Origin of the sequence: Curtobacterium sp. MCBA15_016 (assembly GCF_001865105.1) — a bacterium.
Classification (GTDB): Bacteria; Actinomycetota; Actinomycetes; order Actinomycetales; family Microbacteriaceae; genus Curtobacterium.
The window spans coordinates 28,387-53,222 of sequence record NZ_MJGR01000034.1; the positions used below are offsets into that span (position 1 = coordinate 28,387).

Annotated in this window: 25 protein-coding genes and 2 tRNA genes; 24 read left to right on the forward strand and 3 right to left on the reverse strand. The window is 72.1% G+C overall.

Features of this window, described 5'->3' with window-relative positions:
- Positions 1-42 precede the first annotated feature (42 nt).
- The 10 genes from BIV03_RS13945 (at position 43) to BIV03_RS13990 (ending at position 5,560) form a co-directional block, all read left to right on the forward strand.
- Positions 43-906 carry a carbohydrate ABC transporter permease gene (locus BIV03_RS13945; RefSeq protein WP_071296326.1) on the forward strand — a complete coding sequence of 288 codons (864 nt, stop codon included), beginning with the start codon at positions 43-45 and terminating at the stop codon, positions 904-906.
- A 5-nt stretch (positions 907-911) separates the two neighbouring features.
- Positions 912-1,454, forward strand: a complete 543-nt coding sequence (locus BIV03_RS19200; RefSeq protein WP_071296133.1) for a hypothetical protein — start codon at positions 912-914, stop codon at positions 1,452-1,454.
- 20 nt (positions 1,455-1,474) lie between these two features.
- Entirely contained in the window at positions 1,475-2,515 is a 1,041-nt protein-coding gene (locus BIV03_RS13955) for a LacI family DNA-binding transcriptional regulator (protein ID WP_071296134.1), read from the forward strand.
- A 54-nt stretch (positions 2,516-2,569) separates the two neighbouring features.
- Complete coding sequence (locus tag BIV03_RS13960; RefSeq protein ID WP_071296135.1) at positions 2,570-3,229, forward strand: MBL fold metallo-hydrolase; 660 nt, start codon at positions 2,570-2,572, stop codon at positions 3,227-3,229.
- 101 nt (positions 3,230-3,330) lie between these two features.
- Positions 3,331-3,406 (forward strand) — tRNA-Glu (locus tag BIV03_RS13965).
- 71 nt (positions 3,407-3,477) lie between these two features.
- Positions 3,478-3,550 (forward strand) — tRNA-Glu (locus tag BIV03_RS13970).
- Positions 3,551-3,621: 71 nt separating this feature from the next.
- Positions 3,622-4,029 carry a RidA family protein gene (locus tag BIV03_RS13975; protein ID WP_175475873.1) on the forward strand — a complete coding sequence of 136 codons (408 nt, stop codon included), beginning with the start codon at positions 3,622-3,624 and terminating at the stop codon, positions 4,027-4,029.
- A gap of 168 nt (positions 4,030-4,197) precedes the next feature.
- Positions 4,198-4,587 carry a CrcB family protein gene (locus tag BIV03_RS13980; protein WP_071296328.1) on the forward strand — a complete coding sequence of 130 codons (390 nt, stop codon included), beginning with the start codon at positions 4,198-4,200 and terminating at the stop codon, positions 4,585-4,587.
- The gene (gene crcB, locus BIV03_RS13985) at positions 4,584-4,958 is read left to right on the forward strand and encodes a fluoride efflux transporter CrcB (RefSeq protein WP_071296136.1); all 375 of its coding nucleotides are present in this window, start codon (positions 4,584-4,586) and stop codon (positions 4,956-4,958) included. Before BIV03_RS13980 ends, crcB begins: the two co-directional genes overlap by 4 nt.
- Entirely contained in the window at positions 4,955-5,560 is a 606-nt protein-coding gene (locus BIV03_RS13990; RefSeq protein WP_070416429.1) for a histidine phosphatase family protein, read from the forward strand. Before crcB ends, BIV03_RS13990 begins: the two co-directional genes overlap by 4 nt.
- Positions 5,561-5,659: 99 nt before the next feature.
- Here the strand turns inward: BIV03_RS13990 and BIV03_RS13995 are convergent, their stop codons facing one another.
- The gene (locus tag BIV03_RS13995; protein ID WP_071296137.1) at positions 5,660-6,727 is read right to left on the reverse strand and encodes an FUSC family protein; all 1,068 of its coding nucleotides are present in this window, start codon (positions 6,725-6,727) and stop codon (positions 5,660-5,662) included.
- Between the two features lie 159 nt (positions 6,728-6,886).
- Here BIV03_RS13995 and leuC point away from each other — a divergent pair, with 159 nt between their 5' ends.
- The 6 genes from leuC to BIV03_RS14025 all read left to right on the forward strand — a co-directional run bounded on the left by leuC (position 6,887) and on the right by BIV03_RS14025 (position 13,368).
- Positions 6,887-8,326: a 3-isopropylmalate dehydratase large subunit gene (gene leuC, locus BIV03_RS14000; protein ID WP_071296138.1), complete on the forward strand. Its 1,440-nt coding sequence runs from the start codon at positions 6,887-6,889 to the stop codon at positions 8,324-8,326.
- Positions 8,326-8,922: a 3-isopropylmalate dehydratase small subunit gene (gene leuD, locus BIV03_RS14005; RefSeq protein ID WP_071296139.1), complete on the forward strand. Its 597-nt coding sequence runs from the start codon at positions 8,326-8,328 to the stop codon at positions 8,920-8,922. Before leuC ends, leuD begins: the two co-directional genes overlap by 1 nt.
- Positions 8,922-10,289 (forward strand): UDP-N-acetylglucosamine 1-carboxyvinyltransferase, encoded by a 1,368-nt coding sequence (gene murA / locus BIV03_RS14010; RefSeq protein WP_071296140.1) that lies wholly within the window; start codon positions 8,922-8,924, stop codon positions 10,287-10,289. The genes leuD and murA overlap by 1 nt, the downstream gene beginning before the upstream one ends.
- Before the next feature lie 85 nt (positions 10,290-10,374).
- Positions 10,375-11,130 carry a 1-acyl-sn-glycerol-3-phosphate acyltransferase gene (locus BIV03_RS14015; protein WP_071296141.1) on the forward strand — a complete coding sequence of 252 codons (756 nt, stop codon included), beginning with the start codon at positions 10,375-10,377 and terminating at the stop codon, positions 11,128-11,130.
- Between the two features lie 91 nt (positions 11,131-11,221).
- Positions 11,222-12,235, forward strand: coding sequence for an NAD(P)H-dependent glycerol-3-phosphate dehydrogenase (locus BIV03_RS14020; protein ID WP_070419107.1), 1,014 nt, complete (start codon positions 11,222-11,224; stop codon positions 12,233-12,235).
- A gap of 32 nt (positions 12,236-12,267) precedes the next feature.
- Positions 12,268-13,368 carry a D-alanine--D-alanine ligase family protein gene (locus BIV03_RS14025; RefSeq protein WP_071296142.1) on the forward strand — a complete coding sequence of 367 codons (1,101 nt, stop codon included), beginning with the start codon at positions 12,268-12,270 and terminating at the stop codon, positions 13,366-13,368.
- 7 nt (positions 13,369-13,375) lie between these two features.
- Here BIV03_RS14025 and BIV03_RS14030 read toward each other — a convergent pair whose 3' ends face one another.
- Positions 13,376-13,861: a DUF3515 family protein gene (locus BIV03_RS14030; RefSeq protein WP_071296143.1), complete on the reverse strand. Its 486-nt coding sequence runs from the start codon at positions 13,859-13,861 to the stop codon at positions 13,376-13,378.
- A 24-nt stretch (positions 13,862-13,885) separates the two neighbouring features.
- Between BIV03_RS14030 and thiL the strand changes: the two genes are divergently transcribed.
- The gene (thiL, locus tag BIV03_RS14035; protein ID WP_071296144.1) at positions 13,886-14,893 is read left to right on the forward strand and encodes a thiamine-phosphate kinase; all 1,008 of its coding nucleotides are present in this window, start codon (positions 13,886-13,888) and stop codon (positions 14,891-14,893) included.
- A 29-nt stretch (positions 14,894-14,922) separates the two neighbouring features.
- On the opposite strand, the gene BIV03_RS14040 is transcribed toward thiL, so the two are convergent.
- Positions 14,923-15,486, reverse strand: a complete 564-nt coding sequence (locus BIV03_RS14040) for an RsmD family RNA methyltransferase (RefSeq protein ID WP_070416420.1) — start codon at positions 15,484-15,486, stop codon at positions 14,923-14,925.
- A 129-nt stretch (positions 15,487-15,615) separates the two neighbouring features.
- Between BIV03_RS14040 and BIV03_RS14045 the strand changes: the two genes are divergently transcribed.
- From BIV03_RS14045 to BIV03_RS14075, 7 genes are all read left to right on the forward strand, one after another.
- Positions 15,616-17,805 (forward strand): ATP-dependent DNA helicase RecG, encoded by a 2,190-nt coding sequence (locus BIV03_RS14045; RefSeq protein WP_071296329.1) that lies wholly within the window; start codon positions 15,616-15,618, stop codon positions 17,803-17,805.
- A gap of 20 nt (positions 17,806-17,825) precedes the next feature.
- Positions 17,826-18,320, forward strand: a complete 495-nt coding sequence (gene coaD, locus BIV03_RS14050) for a pantetheine-phosphate adenylyltransferase (protein WP_070416419.1) — start codon at positions 17,826-17,828, stop codon at positions 18,318-18,320.
- Positions 18,321-18,395: 75 nt separating this feature from the next.
- A complete protein-coding gene (locus BIV03_RS14055; RefSeq protein WP_308202937.1) occupies positions 18,396-19,010 on the forward strand; it encodes a DUF177 domain-containing protein in 615 nt (204 codons plus the stop codon).
- Between the two features lie 47 nt (positions 19,011-19,057).
- Positions 19,058-19,261 (forward strand): 50S ribosomal protein L32, encoded by a 204-nt coding sequence (gene rpmF / locus BIV03_RS14060; protein WP_022905230.1) that lies wholly within the window; start codon positions 19,058-19,060, stop codon positions 19,259-19,261.
- A gap of 13 nt (positions 19,262-19,274) precedes the next feature.
- Complete coding sequence (gene rnc / locus BIV03_RS14065) at positions 19,275-20,000, forward strand: ribonuclease III (protein ID WP_229086630.1); 726 nt, start codon at positions 19,275-19,277, stop codon at positions 19,998-20,000.
- 4 nt (positions 20,001-20,004) lie between these two features.
- A complete protein-coding gene (mutM, locus tag BIV03_RS14070) occupies positions 20,005-20,976 on the forward strand; it encodes a bifunctional DNA-formamidopyrimidine glycosylase/DNA-(apurinic or apyrimidinic site) lyase (protein ID WP_071296145.1) in 972 nt (323 codons plus the stop codon).
- Positions 20,977-21,008: 32 nt separating this feature from the next.
- Positions 21,009-24,812 (forward strand): AAA family ATPase, encoded by a 3,804-nt coding sequence (locus tag BIV03_RS14075; protein ID WP_071296146.1) that lies wholly within the window; start codon positions 21,009-21,011, stop codon positions 24,810-24,812.
- The last annotated feature ends 24 nt before the right edge of the window (positions 24,813-24,836 follow it).

Here is a 24,836-nt window from a genome sequence, read left to right on the forward strand (position 1 = left end):
CTCGCAGCCGACCGTCCCCGGTCCAACGCCCGAACCCGCGACATCGCCGTCGACCGCAGCGACGTTCGGGTCAAGCGCCACACCGGCCCGCGGATCCGCACCGCCGTGCAGGCCATCGTCATCGCCGTCTGGTGCCTCCTGCCGTTCTACTGGATGGTGGTGACCAGCTTCCGCGACGTCGGGTTCACGTTCGACGCCACACCGTGGCCGACGCACGTCACGCTCGACAACTACGCGACGGCGTTCTCGACGTCGCTCGGCAACCACCTCGGGCGGGCGCTCGCGAACAGCCTCCTCATCGGTGGCGTCGTGACGATCATCGCCCTGCTCGTCGGGACGAGTGCCGCGTACGCCCTGGCCCGTCTGGAGTTCAAGGGCAAGTCGCTCATCGCCGGTGCGATCCTCGCGGCGTCGATGTTCCCGGGCGTCGCGCTCATCTCCCCGCTGTTCCAGCTGTTCACGGACATCGGGTGGATGGGCTCGTACCAGGCGCTGATCCTGCCGAGCATCTCGTTCGTGCTGCCCCTGACCGTCTACACGCTCGCGAGCTTCTTCCGCGAGATGCCGTGGGACCTCGAGGAAGCGGCACGCATCGACGGGTGCACCCGCGTGCAGGCGTTCCGACGGATCATCCTGCCGCTGGCCGCCCCGGCCGTGTTCACGACGGCGATCCTGGCGTTCATCTCCAGCTGGAACGAGTACCTCATCTCCTCCCAGCTCTCGAGCGACGCGACGCAGCCGGTGACCGTGGCGATCGCCTCGTTCGCCGGGTCCCAGCCGCACCAGGAGCCCTACACGGCGGTGATGGCCGCCGGCACGATCGTCACGATCCCGCTCGTGGTCCTCGTGCTCATCTTCCAACGACGCATCGTGGCCGGCCTCACCGCCGGCGGCGTGAAGGGCTGACGACCATGGCACAGCGCGGACCGACCCGGCCCACGGCCCGGATCGAGGAGGCCATCGGCTTCGTCGGCACGTTCGGCATCCTGTTCCTCGGGGCCACGGTGTTCTGCGAGCTCACCGGTCGCCCGGCGCTCGGCTGGGCGCTCACGCTGCTCGTCTGCGTGTTCGGCGTGGTGGTGCTCGACCGGTGGCGGGTGTCGGTGCTCCGCCGCACCCGCTCGACCGACGGTGTCGGCGGAGTGCAGCCGGTCGTCGCTCCGGTCGCGCGGCCGTCCGCGGTGCCGGTCGCCGCGGCCGGCTCCGGTCCGTCGGGGTGGCGGTCGGACCCGTCCCGCATCGCCGTGCAGCCCGCGGCGGACGGTCGGGTGCACCGCCACGTCGGGTGGGACGAACTCGCGCCCGCCGGTCGTCGGGCCGCCCGGACGCGGCGCGTTGCCCCGATCCCCGGAGCAGCGCCCGGCACGGCGCTCCCCGGGGCGGGCAGCGCGCCGACGGTCGCGCGAGCGCAGACCGGCCCCGTCGCCGACGTGCGGCGGCCGTCGGACGGGTGACGGGCCTCCCGGGACCGTCCATGGGCATCCAGGAGATCGCGACCGTCACGGGCCTGTCGAAGTCGACGGTGTCCCGCGCACTGCGTGGGATGTCGACGGTCGCGGACACCACGATCGACGAGGTGCGACGGGTCGCCGACGAGCTCGGGTACGTGCCGAGCTCGGCGGCGGCCGGCCTCGCCACGGGGCGGCAGCGTGCGATCGGCGTCGTCGTCCCGGTGATCGACCGGTGGTTCTACGTCAAGGCGCTCGGCGGTGTCGACGCCGAACTGCGGCGGGCCGGGTACGACCTGGTGCTGTACAACCTCGGCGGACCCGGCGGCGACCGCGACCGGGCGTTCCGACGGTCGATGCTGCGGCACCGGGTCGACGGACTCGTCCTGCTGTCGCTCGTGCTCGACGAGACCGAGCGCGCCGAGCTCGAACTCACGCGGCACCCCATGATCGTGATCGGCGGTCCGGCGCCGGGCCTCCGGAACGTCGGCGTGGACGACGTCGCCGTGGCCGGGATCGCCGTCGAGCACCTGTGCGGACTCGGGCACCGGGACGTGGCCTACGTCGGCGGACAGGACGAGGCGGGGATGAACGTGGCGGTGCCGTGGCTGCGGCGGGACGGGTTCGTGGACGCGCTCGCCGCGCGGGGGATCGCGGTGCGGGAGGACTGGATCCTCGACGGGCGGTTCTCCTTCGCGGGCGGCGTCGACGCGGGGGAGGCGTTGTTCGGCGGGCGTGACGGGCGCCGCGGTGTCGGGCGTGACGGCGCGTGGCCGACCGCGGTGTTCTGCGCGTCGGACGAGATGGCACTCGGGGTGGTCCTCGCCGCGCGTCGAGCGGGCCTCTCGGTGCCGAAGGACGTCTCGGTCATCGGCATCGACGGCCACGAGTACGGCGAGGTCGCCGGGCTGACCACCATCGCCCAGGACCCGGTCGCCCAGGGTCGGGTCGCGGCGCGGGCCGTGCTCGCCGAGGTCGACGGCGGGCTCGCGGGGCCGTTGCCGGCGTCCCCGGCGCACCTCGTGGTGCGGTCGACGACGGGGCCACCCCGGGCCGTCCGCGCGTAGGCGGTGGCCGCGCCGCGCCGTCGCGTTGCCGCGCCGCCGCGTAGGGTCGCCCGCATGGAGGTCACCAAGCTCGAACACGCCTGCCAGATCGTCACCGAGGGCAGCGCGCGCCTCGTCATCGACCCGGGCAACTTCACCCGCCCCGTCGACGTCACCGGTGTCGTCGCCGTCGTCGTCACCCACGAGCACCCGGACCATGTCACGCCCGAGCAGGTCCGGCGGATCCTCGACGCGAACCCCGGGGCGGTCGTGATCGGCCCCGCCGGTGTCACCCGGGCGCTCGCCGAAGATGCGGACGGCGCGGGCGGCGCGGGTGGCGTCGTGGTGGACGTCGTCACCGCCGGGGACCGACGCACCGTGGGCCCGTTCGACCTGTCGTTCCACGGCACGCGCCACAACCTGATCCACTCGAGCGTCCCGATCGTCGACAACACCGGTGTCCTCGTGAACGGCAGGCTCTTCCACCCGGGCGACTCCTACACGGTCCCCGACGTCCCGGTCGAGGTCCTCGCCGCACCCGTCGGCGCCCCGTGGCTCAAGGTCTCCGAGATGATGGACTACGTCCTCGCGGTCGGGCCCCGCCTGGCCTACCCCGTGCACGAGGCAACGCTCTCCGACGTCGGCTACGGCATGCACACCGGTCGTCTCCGCGAGGCCGTGGAGCCCTCCGGCTCGCTCGTCGTCCTCCGTCCCGGGGAGTCGCTCACGATCTGACGGGGGCGGTTGTCCCGCCGCGGCATGGCGGCGCACCCGGGCGACACGCCTCGTTTTGGCACGGCGTCGGGCTTGTGCAATACTTGTCGAGTTGTCGGAACGGCCCCATCGTACAGCGGCCTAGTACGTCGCCCTCTCACGGCGGTAACGCGGGTTCGAATCCCGCTGGGGTCACCACAGGTGGCTTGCCTCCGACTCCGACAACGACCATGACCCCCGCTTCCGGGCGGGGGATTCCCATGTGTGACGGCCCCATCGTACAGCGGCCTAGTACGTCGCCCTCTCACGGCGGTAACGCGGGTTCGAATCCCGCTGGGGTCACACCAGCACGAAAGCCCTCCGGTCCGCCGGGGGGCTTTCGTCGTCCCGGTCGGCTCTGCGAGGCTGACGGGGTGACCAGTGTCGTGCAGCTCATCCGTTCCGGTGCCCTCAGCGACGTCGCGGAGTACGCGTACGCCGCGTCCGTGCCCGCCGGCAGCCGACTCGTGTTCCTCGCCGGCGCGTGCCCCCTCGACGCCGACGGCCGGACCGTGGCCGTGGGCGACGTCCGCGGTCAGGCGGCGCAGTGCGTCGAGAACCTCCGCACCGCGCTCGACGCCGCGGGGGCCGGGATCGCCGACCTCGCCCAGACCCGGGTCCTCGTCGCGTCGACGCGGCAGGCCGACCTCGTGGCCGCGTGGGAGGTCGTCCGCGAGGCCGTGGGCGACCACGACGTGCCGAGCACCCTCGTCGGGGTGACCGTCCTCGGGTACGACGACCAGCTCGTCGAGATCGAGGGCATCGCGGCCGTCGCGGACTGACGCGGTACGCTGATCCGGTCGTCAGACCCGGCAGTGGGGCCTGCCGGACCCAACCGCGGCCAGCCGCCAACGGTCCCTATCCCGAGAACACCGCACGCGCGGAGACGATCCGGCGTGCTCGGCGATAGGAGCACCGTGCACGAACGTCCACCCCACCTCCGCTGGTCGATGCTCGGCGTCGTCGCACTCGGCGGGGCGATCGGCACCGGTGTCCGAGCGCTCCTCGCCGAGGTCTTCCCGGCGCACGACGGCATCAGCTGGGCGATCTTCGCGATCAACGTCGTCGGCGCGTTCTGCCTCGGCCTCCTGCTCGAGGCGCTCGCGCACCGCGGCCCGGACGTCGGGCGTCGTCGGGGCCTGCGGTTGTTCGTCGGCACCGGGATCCTCGGTGGCTTCACGACCTACAGCACGCTCGCCGACGACACCGCGCAGCTGCTCGACGTCGGTCGCTGGGGCGCCGGCAGCGGGTACGCCCTGCTCACGGTGGCGGCGGGGCTGCTCGCCGTCGTGGCCGGCATCGGGCTCGCCACGGTGCTCCGGTCCGGAGGCGCCCGGTGAACGCCCTCGAACTGCTCCTCGTCGCGGTCGGCGGGGGAGTCGGCGCGGCGCTGCGCTTCCTCCTCGACGGTGTCGTGAAGGCCCGGGTGTCCGGCTTCCCGCTCGGCACGGTCGTCATCAACGTGTCCGGATCGCTCGTCCTCGGGGTCCTGACGGGCCTCGGGCAGGCGGGCACGATCCCGCTCCCGGTCGTCGCGGTGCTCGGAACGGGCATGATGGGTGGGTACACGACGTTCTCGACGGCGAGCGTCGAGACCGTACAGCTCCTCCGATCCGGCAAGCCCCGGCTCGCCGTCCTGAACGGCCTCGGGATGCTCGTCGTCTCGGTCGGCGCAGCCGCGCTCGGCCTGCTCATCGGAAGGAACACATGACCTCGGAACGCCCCGGCGAACTCGTCCTCGTCCGTCACGGAGAGACGGAGTGGTCGAAGAGCGGGCAGCACACCGGCCGCACCGACATCCCGCTCACCGAGAACGGCATCGAGCAGGCGAAGCGCGCCGGCCGGTACCTGGCGGACCGCACGTTCGCGCTGGCACTGTCCAGCCCGTTGCAGCGTGCCCGTGACACGGCGGCGCTCGTCGGTGTCGACGCGGAGCTCGACGAGGACCTCTACGAGTGGGACTACGGCGCGTACGAGGGGCTCACCACGCCGCAGATCAAGGTCCTCCGGCACGGCCCGTGGGACCTCTGGACCGACGGCGTGCCCGCCGGTGACACCCCGGGCGAGAACGCCGCCGAGGTCCGGGTCCGCGTCGAGCGCATCCTCAACCGTGCCCGACCGGTCCTCGCCGAGGGGCAGGACGCGATCGTCGTCGCCCACGGACACGTCCTCCGCGCGCTCGGCGCCGCGTGGATCCGCCTCGCACCGCAGGACGGCGCCGTGCTGAAGCTCGGCACCGCCTCGGTGAGCGTGCTCGGGTACGAGCACGGCCGTCCCGTCATCGACGCCTGGAACATCCAGCCCCGCGACTGACGCGTCCGCGCACGCGTCCGCAGCGGGTCTGCGGCGGCCTGCTGCGGACGGGAGGCGCGGTGCCGGCCCGACCCGCCCCTCCTGTCCGCGCAGCCCGCGTCAGACGGTGCGGATCGCGCTCGTCGCGCCCAGCGCGCGACCGCGCCGCCGCTCGATCCCGCGCCCCACGAACAGCAGCGCGACGCTGACGAGCGCGCCCAGGGTGGTCTGCGCGACGCGGTCGAGCGCGAGGAGCTCCGGCGCCTCGGGCAAGCTCAGCCACGACACGGCGAGCGCGAGCGGCGTGAGGAAGAGCAGGCACACGGCGTAGTGCCGCGCGACGAAGATCTCGGCGAAGAACTGCCCGACGACGGCGATCAGGACGATCCACCACGCCGACGGCTCCAACAGCAGGATGCCCACCGCGATCACGGTGCCGCCGATCGTGCCGATGAACCGCTGGAACGCCCGGAACACCGTGTGCCGCTGGCGCAGTGCGGGCAGCGTCGACACCACGGCGATGACCGCCCAGTAGGGGTGCCCGAGCCCGGGGATCGTCTCGGCGACGGCTCCGGCGACGAGCGCTCCGACCACGTTGAGGGCCACGGTCTCCCACAGCGCGGGCGTCCGGAGCACCGCGAGCGAACGGTGCTTGCGCTCCGCCAGCGGCCGGAACCGGTGCGGGGCGTGCGGGTGCAGCACCAGGCGCATGACGGAGCCGGACATCGCGACGAGCCAGGCCCAGACGACCGAGCACGCGATGATCGTGGCGATGACCGGGACGTCGGCCGGCCGGACCGGCACGAGCGACGAGACGAGGAACGCGAACACCGGGAAGATCGGCTGCGCCGGGATCGAGCGGAGGGCGCTCAGCGTGCAGACGGCGAAGACGAGCACGAGGACGAGCCCGACCGCCTGCATCCAGAGCTGCGACCCGGCCAGGGCGACACCCACACCGGCGGCCATGCACACCGCCTGCATCGCGCCGGCGACACCGGTCGTCACCGCACGCTGCCGGTAGGGCTCGGTGGCGCCGAAGATCGCGGTGAACCCGGCGAACATGGCGAAGGCGGCGTACCCGGGCATCCCCAGGGCGATGAGCAGCGCGAGCGGGGCGCCACCGGCGACCGCGGCGCGGATCGCGCCCTCGATGTTGATGGTCCGGGTCGAGTGCGCAGGTGTCGTCATGTCGCGACCATCTTCCCACCGCGACGGGTGTCGCGGAGTCGAGCCGTGCCTCCAGGCAGCCGGGTCGACGCGGGAGCACGTTGGTATACCAACCTGCTAGACTCGCCGGACCGAGCCGCGACAGCGGCTCATCGACGACAACGAGGAAGGGTCGGGTCGATGGGAAAGACGCTCGCCGAGAAGGTGTGGGACGACCACGTCGTGGTCAAGGGCGAGGACGGCAACCCCGACCTCCTCTACATCGACCTCCACCTCGTGCACGAGGTCACGAGTCCGCAGGCGTTCGACGGCCTGCGCCAGGCCGGCCGCCCGGTGCGCCGCCTGGACCTGACGATCGCGACCGAGGACCACAACACCCCGACCCTCGCGATCGACCGTCCGATCGCGGACCCGACCAGCCGGACCCAGATCGAGACGCTCCGTCGCAACTGCGAGGAGTTCGGCGTCCGCCTGCACTCCCTGGGCGACAAGGAGCAGGGCATCGTCCACGTGGTCGGTCCCCAGCTCGGCCTGACCATGCCCGGCATCACGGTGGTCTGCGGCGACTCGCACACCAGCACGCACGGGGCGTTCGGTGCGATGGCGTTCGGCATCGGGACGTCCGAGGTCGAGCACGTCCTCGCGACCCAGACCCTGCCGCTCAAGCCCTTCAAGACCATGGCGATCACGGTCGAGGGCACGCTGCGTCCGGGCGTGACGGCGAAGGACATCATCCTCGCCGTCATCGCGAAGATCGGCACGGGCGGCGGGCAGGGCTACGTGCTCGAGTACCGCGGCTCGGCGATCCGTGCGCTCTCGATGGAGGGCCGCATGACGATCTGCAACATGTCGATCGAGGCCGGTGCCCGCGCCGGCATGGTCGCCCCCGACCAGACCACCTACGACTACGTGCAGGGTCGCGACCACGCCCCGACCGGCCAGGACTGGGACGACGCCGTCGCGTACTGGGACACCCTGTCGACCGACGACGACGCGGTGTTCGACGCCGAGGTCTTCATCGACGCCGACGAGCTCGAGCCCTTCGTCACCTGGGGCACCAACCCCGGCCAGGGCGTCTCGCTGTCCGAGAGCGTGCCGTCGCCCGCGGACTTCGACGACCCGAACGACCAGGCCGCCGCGCAGCGTGCGCTGGAGTACATGGACATCGCGGCCGGCACCCCGATGAAGGACATCGCCGTCGACGCGGTCTTCATGGGATCGTGCACGAACTCGCGCATCGAGGACCTCCGGGCCTTCGCGTCGATCATCCAGGGCCGCAAGAAGGCCGACGGGGTCCGGGTCATGGTCGTGCCCGGGTCCGCACGGGTCCGGCTCGAGGCCGAGGCCGAGGGGCTCGACAAGGTGTTCACGGAGTTCGGCGCCGAGTGGCGGTTCGCCGGCTGCTCGATGTGCCTGGGCATGAACCCCGACCAGCTCGCGCCGGGGGAGCGCTGCGCGAGCACGTCGAACCGCAACTTCGAGGGGCGTCAGGGCAAGGGCGGGCGCACCCACCTGGTGTCCCCGCTCGTGGCCGCGGCGACCGCCGTGCGCGGCACGCTCTCCAGCCCGTGGGACCTGGAGACGTCCGAGTCGAACGCCGTCCTGGAAGGGGCACACTGATGGACAAGATCTCGACCGTCACCGGAATCGCCGCACCGCTCAAGCGGTCCAACGTCGACACCGACCAGATTATCCCCGCGGTCTACCTCAAGCGGGTCACGAAGACCGGCTTCGAGGACGCCCTGTTCTCCGGCTGGCGCCAGGACCCCGACTTCGTGCTGAACCAGCCCGAGTACCAGGGCGCGAAGGTCCTGGTGGCAGGCCCGGACTTCGGCACCGGCTCGTCGCGTGAGCACGCCGTCTGGGCACTGCGTGACTTCGGCTTCGCGGTCGTCATCTCGCCTCGCTTCGCCGACATCTTCAAGGGCAACGCGGGCAAGCAGGGACTGGTCACCGCGATCGTGACCGAATCGGAAGTCGAGCGGCTCTGGGCCGAGATCGAGCGGAACCCGGGGGTGTCGGCGACCGTGGACCTGGTGGCGCAGCGCGTGTCGCTCGGGGATGTGGACGTCCCCTTCGAGATCGACGCTTACACTCGTTGGCGGTTGATGGAAGGGCTCGACGACATCGGGCTCACCCTCCGTGACGAGACCTCGATCACGGAGTTCGAATCCCGCCGCTCCCGTTGGCGGCCGAAGACATTGCCGGTGAAGTAGTGAACTCTCTCGTACAGGACGCAGCAGCCGCAGGGGCGCGCGTGGGCCTCAAGTCGGACGAGATCGTCATCCGCGGGGGCAAGCCGCTCGTGGGGCGCATCGAGGTCCGCGGGGCGAAGAACCTCGCGACCAAGGCCATGGTGGCGTCGCTGCTCGGTGACACCCCGTCGATCCTCAAGGACGTCCCGGACATCTCGGACGTCAAGGTCGTCCGCGGGCTGCTCGAGGTGCACGGCGTGCGCATCACCGATCCTGCACGAGGCGAGCTCATCCTCGACCCGTCGAACGTCGAGTCGGCGCACTTCGCCGAGATCGACGCCCACGCCGGTTCGAGCCGCATCCCGATCCTGTTCTGCGGTCCGCTGCTGCACAAGCTCGGCGAGGCGTTCATCCCGGACCTCGGTGGCTGCCGCATCGGCGACCGCCCGATCGACTTCCACCTCGACGCCCTCCGTGCCATGGGCGCGGTCGTCGACAAGCAGGTCAACGGCATCCACCTCACCGCCCCGGACGGCCTCAAGGGCGCGTACATCGAGCTGCCGTACCCGAGCGTCGGCGCCACCGAGCAGGTCCTGCTGTCCGCGACCCTCGCCGAGGGCGTCACGGAGCTCCGGAACGCCGCGATCGAGCCCGAGATCATGGACCTCATCGCGATCCTGCAGAAGATGGGCGCCATCGTCTCGGTCGAGCCGAACCGCGTCATCTTCATCGAGGGCGTGCAGTCGCTCCGCGGCTACACGCACCGTGCGATCAACGACCGCAACGAGGCCGCCAGCTGGGCCTCCGCCGCGCTCGCGACCAACGGCGACATCTTCGTCGAGGGCGCGAAGCAGCAGGAACTCATGACGTTCCTCAACGTCTTCCGCAAGGTCGGCGGGGGGTTCGACATCCAAGAGGACGGCATCCGCTTCTACCGCGAGCTCGAGGTCCTCAAGCCGGTCGTCATCGAGACGGACGTGCACCCCGGGTTCATGACGGACTGGCAGCAGCCGCTCGTCGTGGCCCTGACCCAGGCCGCCGGGCAGAGCATCGTGCACGAGACCGTGTACGAGAACCGCTTCGGCTTCACCGACGCCCTGAACGAGATGGGCGCGGACATCGTCGTCCACAAGGAGGGCCTGCCCGGGCACGACCGTCGCGTCGCCCGCCGTCCCTTCGAGCAGGCCGCGGTCATCACCGGCCCGACGACGCTCCACGCCGCCAACGTCCGCGTGCCGGACCTCCGCGGCGGCTTCAGCCACCTCATCGCGGCACTCACCGCCGAGGGCGAGTCCCACATCACGAACGTCGGCATCATCAGCCGCGGCTACGAGCACTTCATCCCGAAGCTGCGCAAGCTCGGCGCCGACTTCGACTTCGCGGGCTAGCGCGGTGACTGCTGCTCCGGCACCTCGCGGTGACGGTGAGGGCCAGGAGGCGCGGCGCGCCTCCGCCTCGCAGGTCACCACCGGCATGCCCGTCCCTGGGCGCCGGTGGCGCCGCGGGGAGCTGAACACGGCCTTCCGGATCCTCGCCACCGTGGTCATCCCGACCTTCCGCTTCTCCGCGCGCTACCACTGGCACGGCCCGAACCGGTTGCCGGCCGAGGGCGCGTTCGTGCTCGCACCGAACCACTTCACCAACATCGACCCGCTCGTCGTCGGCACGGCGGTCTGGCTGTCCCGTCGGGCACCGCGGTTCCTCGCGAAGGCGTCCCTCTTCAAGGTCCCGGTCTTCGGCAAGATCATGTCCGGCATGGGCCAGATCCCCGTCGAGCGTTCCGGCCGTACCCGGCTGAGCGACCCGCTCGGTGGCGGCCGGTCCCTCATCGAGCAGGGCGGCGCCATCATCGTCTACCCCGAGGGCACGCTCACCCGTGACCCGGACCTGTGGCCGATGCGCGGCAAGACCGGCGCGGTGCGGATCGCGCTCGAGAACGACGTGCCGCTCATCCCGATGGCCCACTGGGGCACGCAGAACATCATGGCGCGGTACGGCAAGAAGCTCCGGCTCATCCCGCCGTCGCGTGTGGACGTCATCGTCGGCGACCCCGTCGACCTGTCGGCGTACCGCGGCAAGCCGATCGACCAGCAGGTGCTCGTCGAGGCGACCGAGCTGCTCATGCGGCACATCACCGCGCTGCTCGAGGAGCTCCGCGGGCAGCAGGCGCCCCCGACCCGCTGGGACCCGGCGGCGAACAACCAGAAGGAGACCGGCCGGTTTGAGTGAGCAGCGATCGGGCCTCCGCCCGCACGATGACCACCCGGACCCCGCGGTCGCAGCCCCCGGAGCGGTGGACACCGCCGCGATCCGCGTGGTCATGCAGTCGACCGACAAGCCGCGCGTCGCCGTCATCGGTGCCGGCAGCTGGGGGACCACGTTCGCCAAGGTCCTCGCCGAGGGCGGTGCCGACACGGTCGTGTGGGCACGTCGTCCCGAGGTCGCGCGCGAGATCACCGAGACCAAGCGCAACTCGGAGTACCTGCCCGGCATCAACCTCCCGCGCACCCTGACCGCCTCGACGTCGCTCTCGGCCGTGCTCGACGGCGCCCAGCAGGTGTACGTGTCGGTGCCGTCGCAGACCCTGCGGTCGAACCTCGATGCGATCGCGCCGCTGCTCGCGCCGGGGGTGCCCGTCGTGAGCCTGATGAAGGGCGTCGAGAAGGCGACCGGTCTGCGGATGAGCGAGGTCCTGCTCCAGGGCCTCGGCATCGACCAGGACCGCATCGCCGTCGCGAGCGGCCCGAACCTGGCGCTCGAGATCGCCCGTCGGCAGCCCACTGCGGCCGTCGTGTCCTCGTCGTCGGCCGAGACCGCCAGCGCGGTGGCCGCCGTCGCCACGAACCCCTACTTCCGGTCGTTCATCAACACCGACGTCATCGGCACCGAGTTCGGCGGCGTGCTGAAGAACCTCATCGCCGTGGCGATCGGCATCGTCGACGGCGTCGGCTACGGCGAGAACACGAAGGCGTCGATCATCACGCGCGGGCTCGCCGAGATGACCGACTTCGCGGTGTCGCTCGGCGCGCAGCCCTCGACGCTGTCCGGGCTCGCCGGTCTCGGCGACCTCATCGCCACGTGCCAGTCACCGCTCTCGCGGAACAACACCGCGGGGCGGCTGCTCGGCCAGGGGTACCGGTTCGACGAGGTCGTCCGCCAGATGAACCAGACCGCCGAGGGGCTCGCCTCGGTCGCGCCGATCCTCGAGCTCGCCGCGGCGAACGGCGTCGACATGCCCATCGTGGGGCAGGTCGCCGAGGTGCTCGCCGGTAGGCTCGATCCGCGCAACATCGCGCCGCACCTCACCGAGACCGACGAACCCCAGGGCGAGTGACCGGTCCGACCCCGACCAGCAAGAGGACTGCCATGCCCACGATCGCACCCGTGCCACCGACGACCGTCGCCGTGCTGTTCGGCGGCCGTTCGAGCGAGCACGAGATCAGCTGCGTGACCGCCGGCGGGATCATGGACGTCGTCGACCGTGCCGAGTACGACCTCGTGCCGATCGGCATCACGAAGGACGGCGCGTTCACGCTCCAGCCCGACGACCCGGCGCAGTGGGCCCTGCGTGACGGCACGCTCCCGACGGTGCCCGACAACGGCACCCGCGTTGCGTTCCCGACGTCGCCGGCGACGAACGAGCTCGTGATCTCGCACCCGGACGGCTCCGTCACGACGATCGCGGTCGACATCGTCTTCCCGATCCTGCACGGCCCGTTCGGCGAGGACGGCACCGTCCAGGGGCTCCTCGAGATCGCCGGTCTGCCGTACGTCGGCAACGGGGTGCTCGCGAGCGCCCTGGCCATGGACAAGCACGTCGCCAAGGCGGTCCTCGAGCACGCCGGGCTCCGGGTCGCGCCGTGGACGACCGTGCTCCGTCGCGAGTGGTCGGCCGACCCGGTCGACGTCGCCGAGGCGATCGCCGCGCACGGGTGGCCGCTCTTCGTGAAGCCGGCACGTGCGGGCTCCAGCATGGGGGTGTCTCGCGTGGACGGTCCCGACGAGCTCGGTGCCGCGATGGACCTGGCGTTCGAGCACGACTCCAAGGTCATCGTCGAGCCGCGGGTGATCGGGCGCGAGGTCGAGGTCGCGGTGCTCGAGGGTCGTGACGGCGTCCCGCGCACGAGCCTGCCGGGCGAGATCGTCGTCGCCGAGGACGGCTTCTACGACTTCGCGTCGAAGTACCTCGGCGGTGACGAGTCGCTGCTCTGCCCGGCCCCGCTCACGGAGGCGCAGACGGACGAGATCCGGTCGATCGGCGCCCGGGCGTTCGAGGCGATCGGCGGCTCCGGGCTCGCCCGCGTCGACTGCTTCCTGACCGACGACGGCTTCGTGGTGAACGAGGTCAACACCATGCCCGGGTTCACGCCGCTGTCGATGTACCCGCGCTGCTGGGCGGCGTCGGGCGTGTCCTACGGCGAGCTCGTCCGCGAGCTCATCGAGCTGGGGCGCGCCGCCGTCCGCTGACCCGGGCCTACTGGTCGACGTCGGACGGGTCCAGGCACTGGTGCCCGTCCTTCGGGAGCGTCGACACCGCGTCGGTGACGTCCTGCACAACCTGGTTCGTGGTCTTCGTCGCGTCGATGACGAGCTGGACCGCCGGCGACCGCCCGAAGGTCGTGTAGACGATCTGCCCGCCACGGTCGTCCCGGATCCAGTCGACGTCACCGAGCGAGAAGCACGGCAGGTCGGAGACCGTCGGGACGGCCACGCCGCAGTGGTACAGGGCCACCTCGGGGTCGCCCCACGCCGCCGTCGACTGGGCGTTCGTGTTCCGCAGGTCGAACTTCGAGTCGACCGCTGCTGGCAGCCGGACCTGCACGGCTGCGCACGCGGCGGCGTCGGCTGAGGGCGCCGGGGACATCGCGACGGCGTTCGTGCAGCCGGTCAGACCGGCCGCGACGGCGATCACGACGCCCACGATCGCGGTCTTCCGGGTGGGGCGGCGCACGGTGTCCATCGACGTCCAGGCTACCGTTCTCGTGTGGACGCGACGTACGACGCCTGGGCCGGACCGACCGTGGGAGAGCTCGGCGAACTCGTCGTCCTCGACCGCATCGTGCGCCGGTTGCCCGCCGGAGCGCCGCTGCTCGGCCCCGGCGACGACTGCGCGGTCGTGGCGGCACCGGACGGCCGGTTCGTGGTGACCACGGACATGATGGTGCACGGGCCGGACTTCCGCTGGGCATGGTCCGCACCCGAGGACGTCGGGTGGAAGGCCGCGGCGACGAACCTGTCCGACGTCGCCGCGATGGGTGCGGTGCCGACCGGTCTCGTGATCGCCCTGGCGGCGCCGCAGGACACGCCCGTGGCGGTGCTCGAGTCCTTCGCGGACGGGGTGCGCCTGGCGGTCGACGCCCTGGCGCCCGGCTGCGGTGTCGTCGGCGGGGACCTCTCCACGTCGTCGGCGTTCACGGTGTCGGTGACGGCGTTCGGCGACCTCGAGGGCCGTGCCCCCGTCGTCCGCTCGGGTGCCCGCCCCGGGGACGTCCTCGCCGTCTCGGGGGAGCTCGGGCCGGCGGCGCGCGGGTTGACGCGGCTCTTCCGCGAGGGTGTGGACGCCGACGGCGAACCCTCCCGCGAGGCGGTCGTGGCGAGCGGCGCGGACACGGACCCCGACGTCGGACGACAGCGGCGCCCGGTCCCGCCGATCCCGGACGGGCCACGCGCGGCGTCCGCGGGGGCGACGGCGATGCTCGACCTCTCCGACGGGCTGGCGATCGACGCCGGACGGCTCGCCCGGGCCAGCGGGGTGACACTGGCGCTCGACGAGGCCTCCGGCACCGGGCCCGTCATCGACGAGATGGCGCTGCACGGCGGCGAGGACCACGGGCTGCTCGCCGCGTTCCCGACCGGTGTCCCGCTGCCCGGGGGGTTCCGTCGGATCGGTGTCGTGCTCGACCGGGGCGACGCGGACCTCGTGCGCGGGGGAGTGCCCGTGCCGACGACCGGCTGGGACCCGTACGCCGACTGGGACGGCGCGGCCGGCTGACCGGCTCGCGGGCGCGGGCGACCGCGGCGTCAGGCGGCGGCGACCACGGCCTCCCACGCGACGGTCTCGCCGTAGCTCCGCTTGCTGAACGGCTCGAGCCCCGCGGGCCACGTCGGCTCCGGGGAGCGCTTGCTCCGCTCCACGACCACCACCGCGGCCGCCGTGAGCCGGGGCACGAGCGTCTCGAGCACCTCGGCCAGCTCGTGCTCGGTGACGTCGTACGGCGGGTCGATGAACACCAGGTCGAACGTCCGCACGGTGCCGCGCAGGTACCCGAGCACCGGCTGCGGCTGCACGTCGATCCGCACGCCGGGAACCCGCTGCTGCACGGCCTTCGCGTTCGCCCGGCAGGCCTGCGCCGCCGCCGACGCCCGGTCGACGAGCACGACCTCGACCGCACCGCGGGACGCCGCCTCGAGCCCGAGGGCACCCGTGCCGGCGTACAGGTCGGCGACGGAGGTGTCGTCGACGAGCCCGCGTGCCTCGAGCGACGAGAACAGCGCCTCGCGCACCCGGTCGCTCGTCGGCCGCGTGCCGGACTTCGGCACCCGGAGCGTCGTGGAGCCGGCGGCGCCGGCGATGATGCGGGTCATGCAGCCACCGTAGCGGGCCGCCGGGCGCTCCAGGCGTTCTCCACAGGCGGTCCAGGAGGCGCGGGTCGCGTCGGTGCCGCCGGGTACCGTTGACGTGTGGTCACGACCGGAACGACAACCGAGCCGGCGGTGCCGGACCTCGGCCCCGCACCGCTCGACGCGCGGTTGTCGACCGTCCTCGGCGGACGGACGGCGAGCGCGATCGAGAAGGCGTTCGGGTACCGCACGGTCGGCGAGTTCCTCGAGCACGCGCCCCGGCGCTACGCCGAACGCGGTGCCCTGACCGCGCTCGACTCCCTCGCGATCGGCGAGTCGGTGACGATCGTGGCCGAAGTCGTCGACGTCCGTGAACGGACGATGCGTGCGCGCCGTGGCTCGATCCTCGAAGCCAAGATCGGCGACGGCAAGGGGCTGCTCACCCTGACGTTCTTCAACCAGGGCTGGCGGACGAAGGACCTCGTGCCCGGTGCCCGTGGCATCTTCTCCGGCAAGGTCGGCGACTACCGCGGCGCACGGCAGCTCGCCCACCCCGACTACGAGCTGTTCGACCGCGACGACCCCCGGGCGACGGCGGACCCCGAGTCCGAGGAAGCCATCCGCTTCTCCCGCCAGCCGATCCCGATCTACCCGGCGACGTCGACGCTGACCTCGTGGCAGATCGCCAAGTCGATGGCGATCGTGCTCGACACGCTGCCCGACGTCCCGGACCCGATCCCCGCCCGGGTGCGGACCCGACTCGACCTCGTGCCGTTCCGCAAGGCCCTCGAACTCCTGCACCGCCCCGAGAAGGTCGCGGACTTCAAGCGCGCGCAGGACGCCCTCCGCTACCGCGAGGCGTTCGTGCTCCAGACCGCCCTCGTGCAGCGCCGGATCGCCGCGCGCGCCACCGCCGCCACGCCGCGCTCCGCCTCGTCCGGCGGGATCCTCGAACGCTTCGACGCCACGCTGCCGTTCACGCTCACGGACGACCAGCGGTCGGTCGGCGCCGAGATCGCGCACGACCTGGCGGCGGACTGGCCGATGCACCGCCTCGTGCAGGGCGAGGTCGGCTCCGGCAAGACCCTCGTGGCGATCCGGGCGATGCTCACCGTGGCCGAGTCCGGCGGGCAGTCGGCGCTCATCGCCCCGACCGAGGTCCTCGCGGCGCAGCACCTCCGGTCGATCGTGAAGTTCCTCGGCCCCGACCTCGCGGCCGAGCTCCGGCCGGTGATCCTCACGGGGTCGCAGTCGACGGACGAACGGCGGCGGGCACTGCTCGCGGCGGCGTCCGGCAGCTCGCGGCTGGTGGTCGGCACGCACGCGCTCCTCGGCGACCGGGTCGACTTCGCCGAGCTCGGCCTCGTCGTGGTGGACGAGCAGCACCGCTTCGGAGTCGAACAGCGCGAGGCCCTCCGCACGAAGGGCGCCACACCGCCGCACGTGCTCGTCCTCACCGCGACGCCCATCCCGCGCACGGTGGCGATGACGGTGTTCGGCGACCTCGACGTCTCGACGATCACCGGGCTGCCCTCCGGCCGCGCCGGCGTCGAGACCTTCACGGTCCCGCTCGCCGAGCACCCGGGCTGGGAATCCCGCATCTGGACCCGCATGGCCGAGGAACTCGCCGACGGCCGACAGGCCTTCGTGGTGTGCCCGGCGATCGACGACGCCCACACGGAAGACGACGGCGAGCCCGACCCGGCGAACGACGACGCCCCGAAGCGCGCCCCGGCCACCGTGCTCGCCACGGCGGAACGCATGCGGACGATGCCGGTCCTCGCCGACCGCCGGATCGAGGTCCTGCACGGCCGCATGACGGCGGACGAGAAGGACCGGGTGATGACCTCCTTCGCGGCCGGCACGGTCGACGTGCTCGTGGCGACGACCGTGATCGAGGTCGGCGTCGACGTGCCGAACGCCTCGATGATGGCCGTGCTCGACGCCGACCGGTTCGGCGTCTCGCAGCTCCACCAGCTCCGTGGGCGCATCGGCCGCGGCCAGTACGCCGGCGTGTGCCTGCTCGTGACCGCGGCCGAGGCCGAGACGACCTCGCGGGAACGGGTCGACGCGGTGTCGGCGTCCGACGACGGGTTCGAGCTCGCGCGGGTCGACCTCGAGCTCCGGCGCGAGGGCGACGTGCTCGGCGAACGGCAGTCGGGCGGGCGGTCGTCGCTCAACCTCCTGCGCGTCGTGGAGCACGCCGACCTCATCGTCGACGCGCGCGAGGAAGCCGAGCGCGTGCTGGAGCCCGATCCGCAGCTCGACGGGCACCCCGCGCTCCGCGAAGCCCTGGCCCGGCGGCTCGACGAGTCCGACGCCGCGTTCCTCGGCAAGAACTGAACGCCGGTATCGTCGCTGGCATGGCGCAGATCGCGGTGGTCCCCGGTTCCTTCGATCCCGTGACCCTCGGGCACCTCGACGTGATCGGGCGTGCGGCGGGGCTCTTCGACGAGGTGCACGTGCTCGTCGTGCACAACCCCGACAAGCGGCCCGCGATGTTCGACGCGGTCGACCGTGTCCGCCTCATCGAGGAGTCGCTCGTCGAGACGGGCGTGTCCGACAACGTCCGGGTCGGGGAGTGGACCTCGGGGTTGCTCGTCGACTACTGCCGGCAGGTCGGTGCGAAGGTCCTCGTCAAGGGCGTCCGATCCGGCGAGGACGTCGCGTACGAGACCCCGATGGCGATCATGAACCGCCACCTCGCCGACGTCGAGACGGTGTTCCTGCTGCCCGAGGCCGCCCGCGCCCACGTGTCGAGCTCGCTCATCCGTCAGGTGGCGTCCCTCGGCGGCGACGTGACCCCGTACGTGCCGCAGGTGGTCGCGGCGGCCCTCCACGAGCACACCGGACGCTGAGCGCCGGACGCACGGAACCGGACACGCCCGCCCCCGCCTCGACTCGCAGGCCCGAGCGATGTAGGCTTGTCGATCGTGTCTTCCCACGTGAACAGCCCCTACGCCCTGCGCGTGCGCGACCTCGCGCACCGGCCGGGCGAGATGCGCGAGCACTCGCTCGACATCGCGGTGCCGGATGCGATGGGAGCCGGTGTCATCTCCGTCCGCGAAGGCGCCGAGATGCACATCGACCTCCGGCTCGAGGGCCTGCACGAGGGCGTCCTCGTCTCCGGGCACGCCAGCGCCGAGGCCGAGGGCGAGTGCTCCCGGTGCCTCATCGACATCAGCGAGCCCGTCGAGGTCGATTTCGCCGAGCTGTTCGCGTATGATGCCTCGGAGGATTTCGACTTCTTCGTTCACGATGACCACGTGGATTGTGAACAGGTCGTTCGAGATGCGGTGGTGCTGGCGCTGCCGTTCCAGCCGGTCTGCCGACCGGACTGCCCAGGCCTCGACCCGGTGACGGGCGAGCGACTGGCCGACATCGGCGAGCAGCGCGCTCACGAGGTCCTGGACCCGCGGTGGGCTGCGCTGAGCGGCATCACCCTCGACGACGCGACGAGCGGCGGCGAGGACACCGACGCAGCCAGCACGACCACGCCCCAGACCACCGAGGGTCAGGAGCGGTCCGACGCCGACCAGGCCGACTGACCGCCGCCCCTCGCCACTGACCACCGACCAACCGAAAGAGAACCACCATGGCCGTTCCCAAGCGCAAGCAGTCCCGTGCCAACACGCACGCCCGTCGTTCGCAGTGGAAGGCCGCGCCGGTCCAGCTCGTGAAGACGATCGAGAACGGCAAGGTCACCTACAGCCTCCCGCACCGCGCGAAGGTCGTCGAGGACTCCGCCGGCACGCCCCTGTACATGGAGTACAAGGGCCGCAAGGTCGCCGACGTCTGATCGGACCACACGCATGACAGCGACGTCCGGCGCCACGGGGTCCCGCCCCGTGGGGCCGGACGTCGTTCGTCTGCAGGGCATCCTCGGAGCCGACATCGACCTCGAGCTCCTGCAGCTCGCCCTGACCCACCGCTCGTACGCGTACGAGCACGGTGGCATCGGGCACAACGAACGCCTCGAGTTCCTCGGGGACTCGATCCTCGGCCAGGCCGTGACCGTGAAGCTCTACCGGTCCTTCCCCGACCTCGACGAAGGCGACCTCGCCAAGCGGCGCGCGAGCCTGGTGTCGACGGTCGCCCTCGCCGAGATCGCCCGCATGATCGGGCTCGGACAGTACCTCCGGCTCGGCAAGGGTGAAGAGCAGACCGGCGGCCGCGACAAGTCGTCGATCCTCGCAGACACGGTCGAGGCCGTGATCGGCGCGACCTACCTCTCCGCCGGCCCCGACCCGGCGACCGCGCTGGTGCTCCGGCTGGTCGAACCGCTCCTCATCGACCCGGACCGCTTCGGCGCCGCGATGGACCCGAAGACGAGCCTGCAGGAACTCGCGTCGAGCCTGTCGCTCGGCAACCCGTCGTACCGCGTGACCGAGGCCGGTCCCGACCACGACAAGACCTTCCACGCCACGGTCGTGCTCCAGGGCGAGGACGTCTCCACCGGCACCGGGTCGAGCAAGAAGACCGCCGAGATGGCAGCGGCGCTCCAGGCGTGGACGCAGCTCTCCGGCCGGGCGGCCTGACCGCGTGCCCGAACTGCCCGAGGTCGAGGTCGTCCGCGCCGGCCTCGAACCCGCCGTCAGCGGCGCGCGGGTCCTGCACGTGGACGTCGTCGACGACCGGGCACTGACCCGGCACGACGGTCCGGCCGAGGACTTCGCCGACCGCCTGACCGGTCGCACCATCGCCGCCGCGGTCCGTCGTGGCAAGTTCCTCTGGATGCCCCTGCAGCCCGAGCACGAGGGCGACCGACCCGAGGCCCTCGTGGCCCACCTCGGCATGAGCGGTCAGATCCTGCTCGGCCGTGGGCGCGAGGCGGCGAAGCACCGACGGATCCTCCTCGACGTCCAGCCCACCGGCACCGACCGCGACGGCTCCCCGGAGCCCCCGGTCGAGCTCGAGTTCGTCGACCAGCGCACGTTCGGCTCGATGGCGATCGACGAGATGGTCCCGACGATCGACGGGGCGCCGGCCGGTTCCGCCGGACACGTCGACGAGGTCGATCCCGACGCCGTGTGGCGCCGGAGCATCCCGAAGCAGGTGTCGCACATCGCCCGCGACCCGCTCGACCCCGCGTTCGACGACGACCGCTTCATCGCCGCCGCCCGGAAGCGCTCGAGCGGCATCAAGCGGGTCCTGCTCGACCAGGGCGTCGTGAGCGGCATCGGGAACATCTACGCCGACGAGTCCCTCTGGGCCGCCAGGCTGCACTTCGACCGCCCGGCCGAGCGGCTGACCCGCGCCGACCTGCACGGCCTCCTGGCCGAGGTGCGGCACGTCCTCGGCCGTGCGCTGGAGGACGGCGGCACGAGCTTCGACGCGCAGTACGTCAACGTGAACGGGCAGTCCGGGTACTTCTCGCAGCGGTTGCACGTGTACGGGCAGCAGGGGAAGCCGTGCCCCCGGTGCGGCACCACGATCGTGCGTGAGGCCTTCATGAACCGATCGAGCCACATCTGCCCCGTGTGCCAACCACGCCCACGCCGTCGCACGCGTTAGCCTGACGCCCAACCAGAGCATCCGGAGACCGCATGTACTTGAAGAGCCTGACCATCAAGGGGTTCAAGTCCTTCGCGCAGCCGACGACGTTCGCGTTCGAACCGGGCGTCACGTGCATCGTCGGCCCGAACGGCTCCGGCAAGTCCAACGTCGTGGACGCCCTCGCCTGGGTGATGGGGGAGCAGGGGGCGAAGACCCTCCGTGGCGGCAAGATGGAGGACGTCATCTTCGCGGGCACCTCGACGCGCGGTCCGCTCGGCCGTGCGCAGGTGCTGCTGACGATCGACAACGCCGACGGCCTGCTGCCGATCGAGTACTCCGAGGTCACGATCTCCCGCACGCTCTTCCGCAACGGCGGCAGCGAGTACGCGATCAACGGCGAGAACTGCCGCCTGCTCGACGTCCAGGAGCTCCTGAGCGACACCGGCCTCGGCCGTGAGATGCACGTCATCGTCGGCCAGGGCCAGCTCGACAAGGTCCTGCACGCCACGCCCGAGGACCGCCGCGGCTTCATCGAGGAGGCCGCGGGCATCCTGAAGCACCGTCGGCGCAAGGAGAAGACCCTCCGCAAGCTCGACGCGATGCAGACGAACCTGACGCGCCTGTCCGACCTCGCGGGGGAGATCCGCCGCCAGCTGAAGCCTCTCGGACGCCAGGCCGAGGTCGCGCGCAAGGCCCAGTCGGTCGCCGCGGTCGCCCGTGACGCCAAGGCCCGCATCCTCGCCGACGACGTCGTCCGCCTGCGCCGCGAGCTCCACGAGCACCAGGAGGTCGAGGCCGGCCGCAAGTCCGAGCGCATCGTGCTGCAGGAACGGCTCGACCAGACCCGTGCCCGCCAGCAGCACGTCGAGCAGAGCATGGTCGGCGACGACGTCGACCGCGCCCGCACGGTGGTGCACCGGCTGGAGAGTGTGCAGGAGCGGCTCCGCGGCCTGTCGAGCCTGGCGAACCAGCGCCTGATGTTCCTCGCGCAGCAGGCCGATGCACCGCAGCAGGGCCCCACGATCACGCCAGAGCAGGTGCAGGGCGTCCGGAACGAAGCGGACCGGCTCGAGGCGCAGGCGGCGGAGATGACCGGCGGCACGGCGGTGGCGGCGCAGCGGGTGCAGGCGGCCCGTGCGGCGCTCGACGCCCTCGACGAGCGGATCGCCGCCCAGGCAGCCCTCGTCTCGCAGCACGACCTCGAGGCCCAGCGCCTCGGGTCTGCGGTGGACGTGGCGACGTCGAAGCGTGGCTCCGCGGTGGCCGACCGGGAACGGCGCGAGCGGGCGCTGGCGGAGGCGGGGGAGCGGTCCGAACGGGCGGCTGCGGCCCTCGCCGAACTCGGGACCGATCCGTCCGAGGGCATCGACGAGGACGCGCTGACCGCCGCGCTCGAGACCGCCCGCGAGCAGCAGGAAGCGGCGCAGTCAGCACGTGACGAACTCCGTGACCGCCTGCACGCCCTCGAGCGCGAACGGGACGCCCTCGACGCCCGTGTCGCCGCGCTCGGCATGTCGATCGACGTCCGTGACGGTTCGCAGGCGCTCATCGAGGCCGGGCGCGACGGCATCGTGGGTCGCCTCGCGGACCGTCTCAGCGTGACGCCCGGGTTCGAAGGGGCGATCGCGATCGCCCTCGACGGGCTCGCCGACGCCGTCCTCGCCGACGACCGGTCCGTCGCGCTCGACGCCGTCGCGCACGCCCGCACCGAGGACATCGGACGCATCGACGTCGTGGTCGCCGACGCCGACGCCCCGCCGTCCGGACTGCCCGAGCGGCTCCCGGCCGGGGTCCGCCGCGCACTCGACCTCGTGCAGGGTCCGCCGGCGATCGCCGCGATCCTGCGGGACACGCTCGTCGCCGACACCGATGGGGTCGACCTGGAGGCGGTGCTCACCGCCGCCCCGCAGGCCACGGTGGTGACGCGGTCCGGTGACCTCGTCCGTGCGGTCCGCGTGACGGGCGGCGGGGAGCGCGTGACCTCGCGCATCGAACTCGTCGCGGAACGCGACGACGCCGTGACCCGCCGCGACGCGATCGCGCGCGACGCCGAGGACGCGGCCACGCGCCTCCAGGCCGCCCGCACCGCCGTCGAGGACGCACGTCGCGCGGCGGACGACGCGGACGCTGCCTCGCGCGCCCACGCCCGGGCGAAGGCGGAGTACGACCGGACCAGCGCGTCGACCCGCGCGAAGGTGGAGAACGCCGCCGCCGAGGTCGAGCGGCTGCGCGCGGCCCTCGCCGAGACCGACGGCGCCGTCGAGGCTGCCGAGGCGGCCCTGGCCGAGGCGGAACGCGCACGCCAGGAGTTCGCCGACCGTCCGCGCCCGGTCGTCGACGCGTCCGAGCGCCCCGCGCTGCAGGACGCGCTCGAGGCCGCACGTGCCGCCGAGATCGAGCAGCGCATCCAGGTCGAGACCGTCCGCGAGCGTGTCCGTGCGGAGCGGACCCGCGCCGACCAGCTGGAGCGGCAACTCGAGGCCGAACGCGCCGCAGCGGCGGAGGCCGCACGGCTCGCCGTGATCCGCCGTGGCCAGATCGCCGTCGCCGAGGACGTGCTCGCCGACCTGCCCGGGCTGCTCGGTGCCGTGGACCGGTCCCTCGCCGAAGCCCGCGTGCAGCTCGCCACCGAAGAGGCCGAGCGGTCGAAGCGCAACACCGAGCTCCAGACGATCCGGAACGAGGAGCGCGAGCTCCGCGACCGCCTCCAGTCCATCACCGACGGCGTGCACTCGCTCGAGATGGAGATCTACGAGAAGAAGTTGCACGTGTCCGGCGTGCTCGACCGGGCGCAGAGCGAGCTCGGTCTCGTCGAGGCCGTGCTCGTCGCCGAGTACGGGCCGCACGTGCCGGTGCCGGTGGACGTCCTGATCGACCCCCGGGTCCTCGCCCGGAAGCACCGCGACGCCGAGCGCGCGGCCGCTGCCGCCGCGGCGGGGACGGCCCTGGACGGCGCCGTGCCGGAGGCGACGCCGGAGGACGAGGCCGAGCCGCGCCTCCAGTCCGACGACTCGCCGACCGACGCCGACTCGCCGACCGACGCCGACGACGACCTGGTCGAACTGGTCGACGCCGAGTCGACGCTCCCGGGCGGCCCCGCCCTGCCCGAGTTCGACGCCACCGAGGACGTCGACCCCGCCGACGTCGAGACGGTGCCGTACGTCCGCGCCGAGCAGGAGCGACGGCTCAAGGCGGCCGAGCGTGACCTCGGCCAGCTCGGCAAGGTGAACCCGCTCGCGCTCGAGGAGTTCCAGGCGCTCGAACAGCGTCACGCGTTCCTCGCCGAGCAGCTCGAGGACCTGCAGAAGACCCGGACCGACCTCATGACGATCATCGACGAGCTCGACCAGAAGATGCAGACGATCTTCGAGTCCGCGTTCGACGACACGAAGGAGGCGTTCGACGTCATCTTCCCGATCCTCTTCCCCGGCGGCTCCGGGTCGATCACGCTGACGAACCCCGACGACCTGCTGAACACCGGCATTGAGGTGCAGGTGAAGCCCGCCGGCAAGAAGATCGACCGGCTGACCCTGCTGTCCGGCGGCGAGCGGTCCCTGGCCGCGGTGGCGCTGCTCGTGGCGATCTTCACCGCCCGCCCGTCGCCGTTCTACATCATGGACGAGGTCGAGGCGGCGCTCGACGACGCCAACCTCGGGCGGCTGCTGACGGTGTTCGAGCGGCTGCGGGCGTCGTCCCAGCTCATCGTGATCACGCACCAGAAGCGCACGATGGAGATCGCCGACGCGCTGTACGGGGTCTCGATGCGGCAGGACGGCGTCTCCGCCGTCGTCGGCCAGCGCGTGCAGAAGCGGTCGCCGGTGCCGGAGCCGGCGGACGCCGTCGCCGTCGCGTAGCCGGCCGCCGCGTGCGGTTGTGAT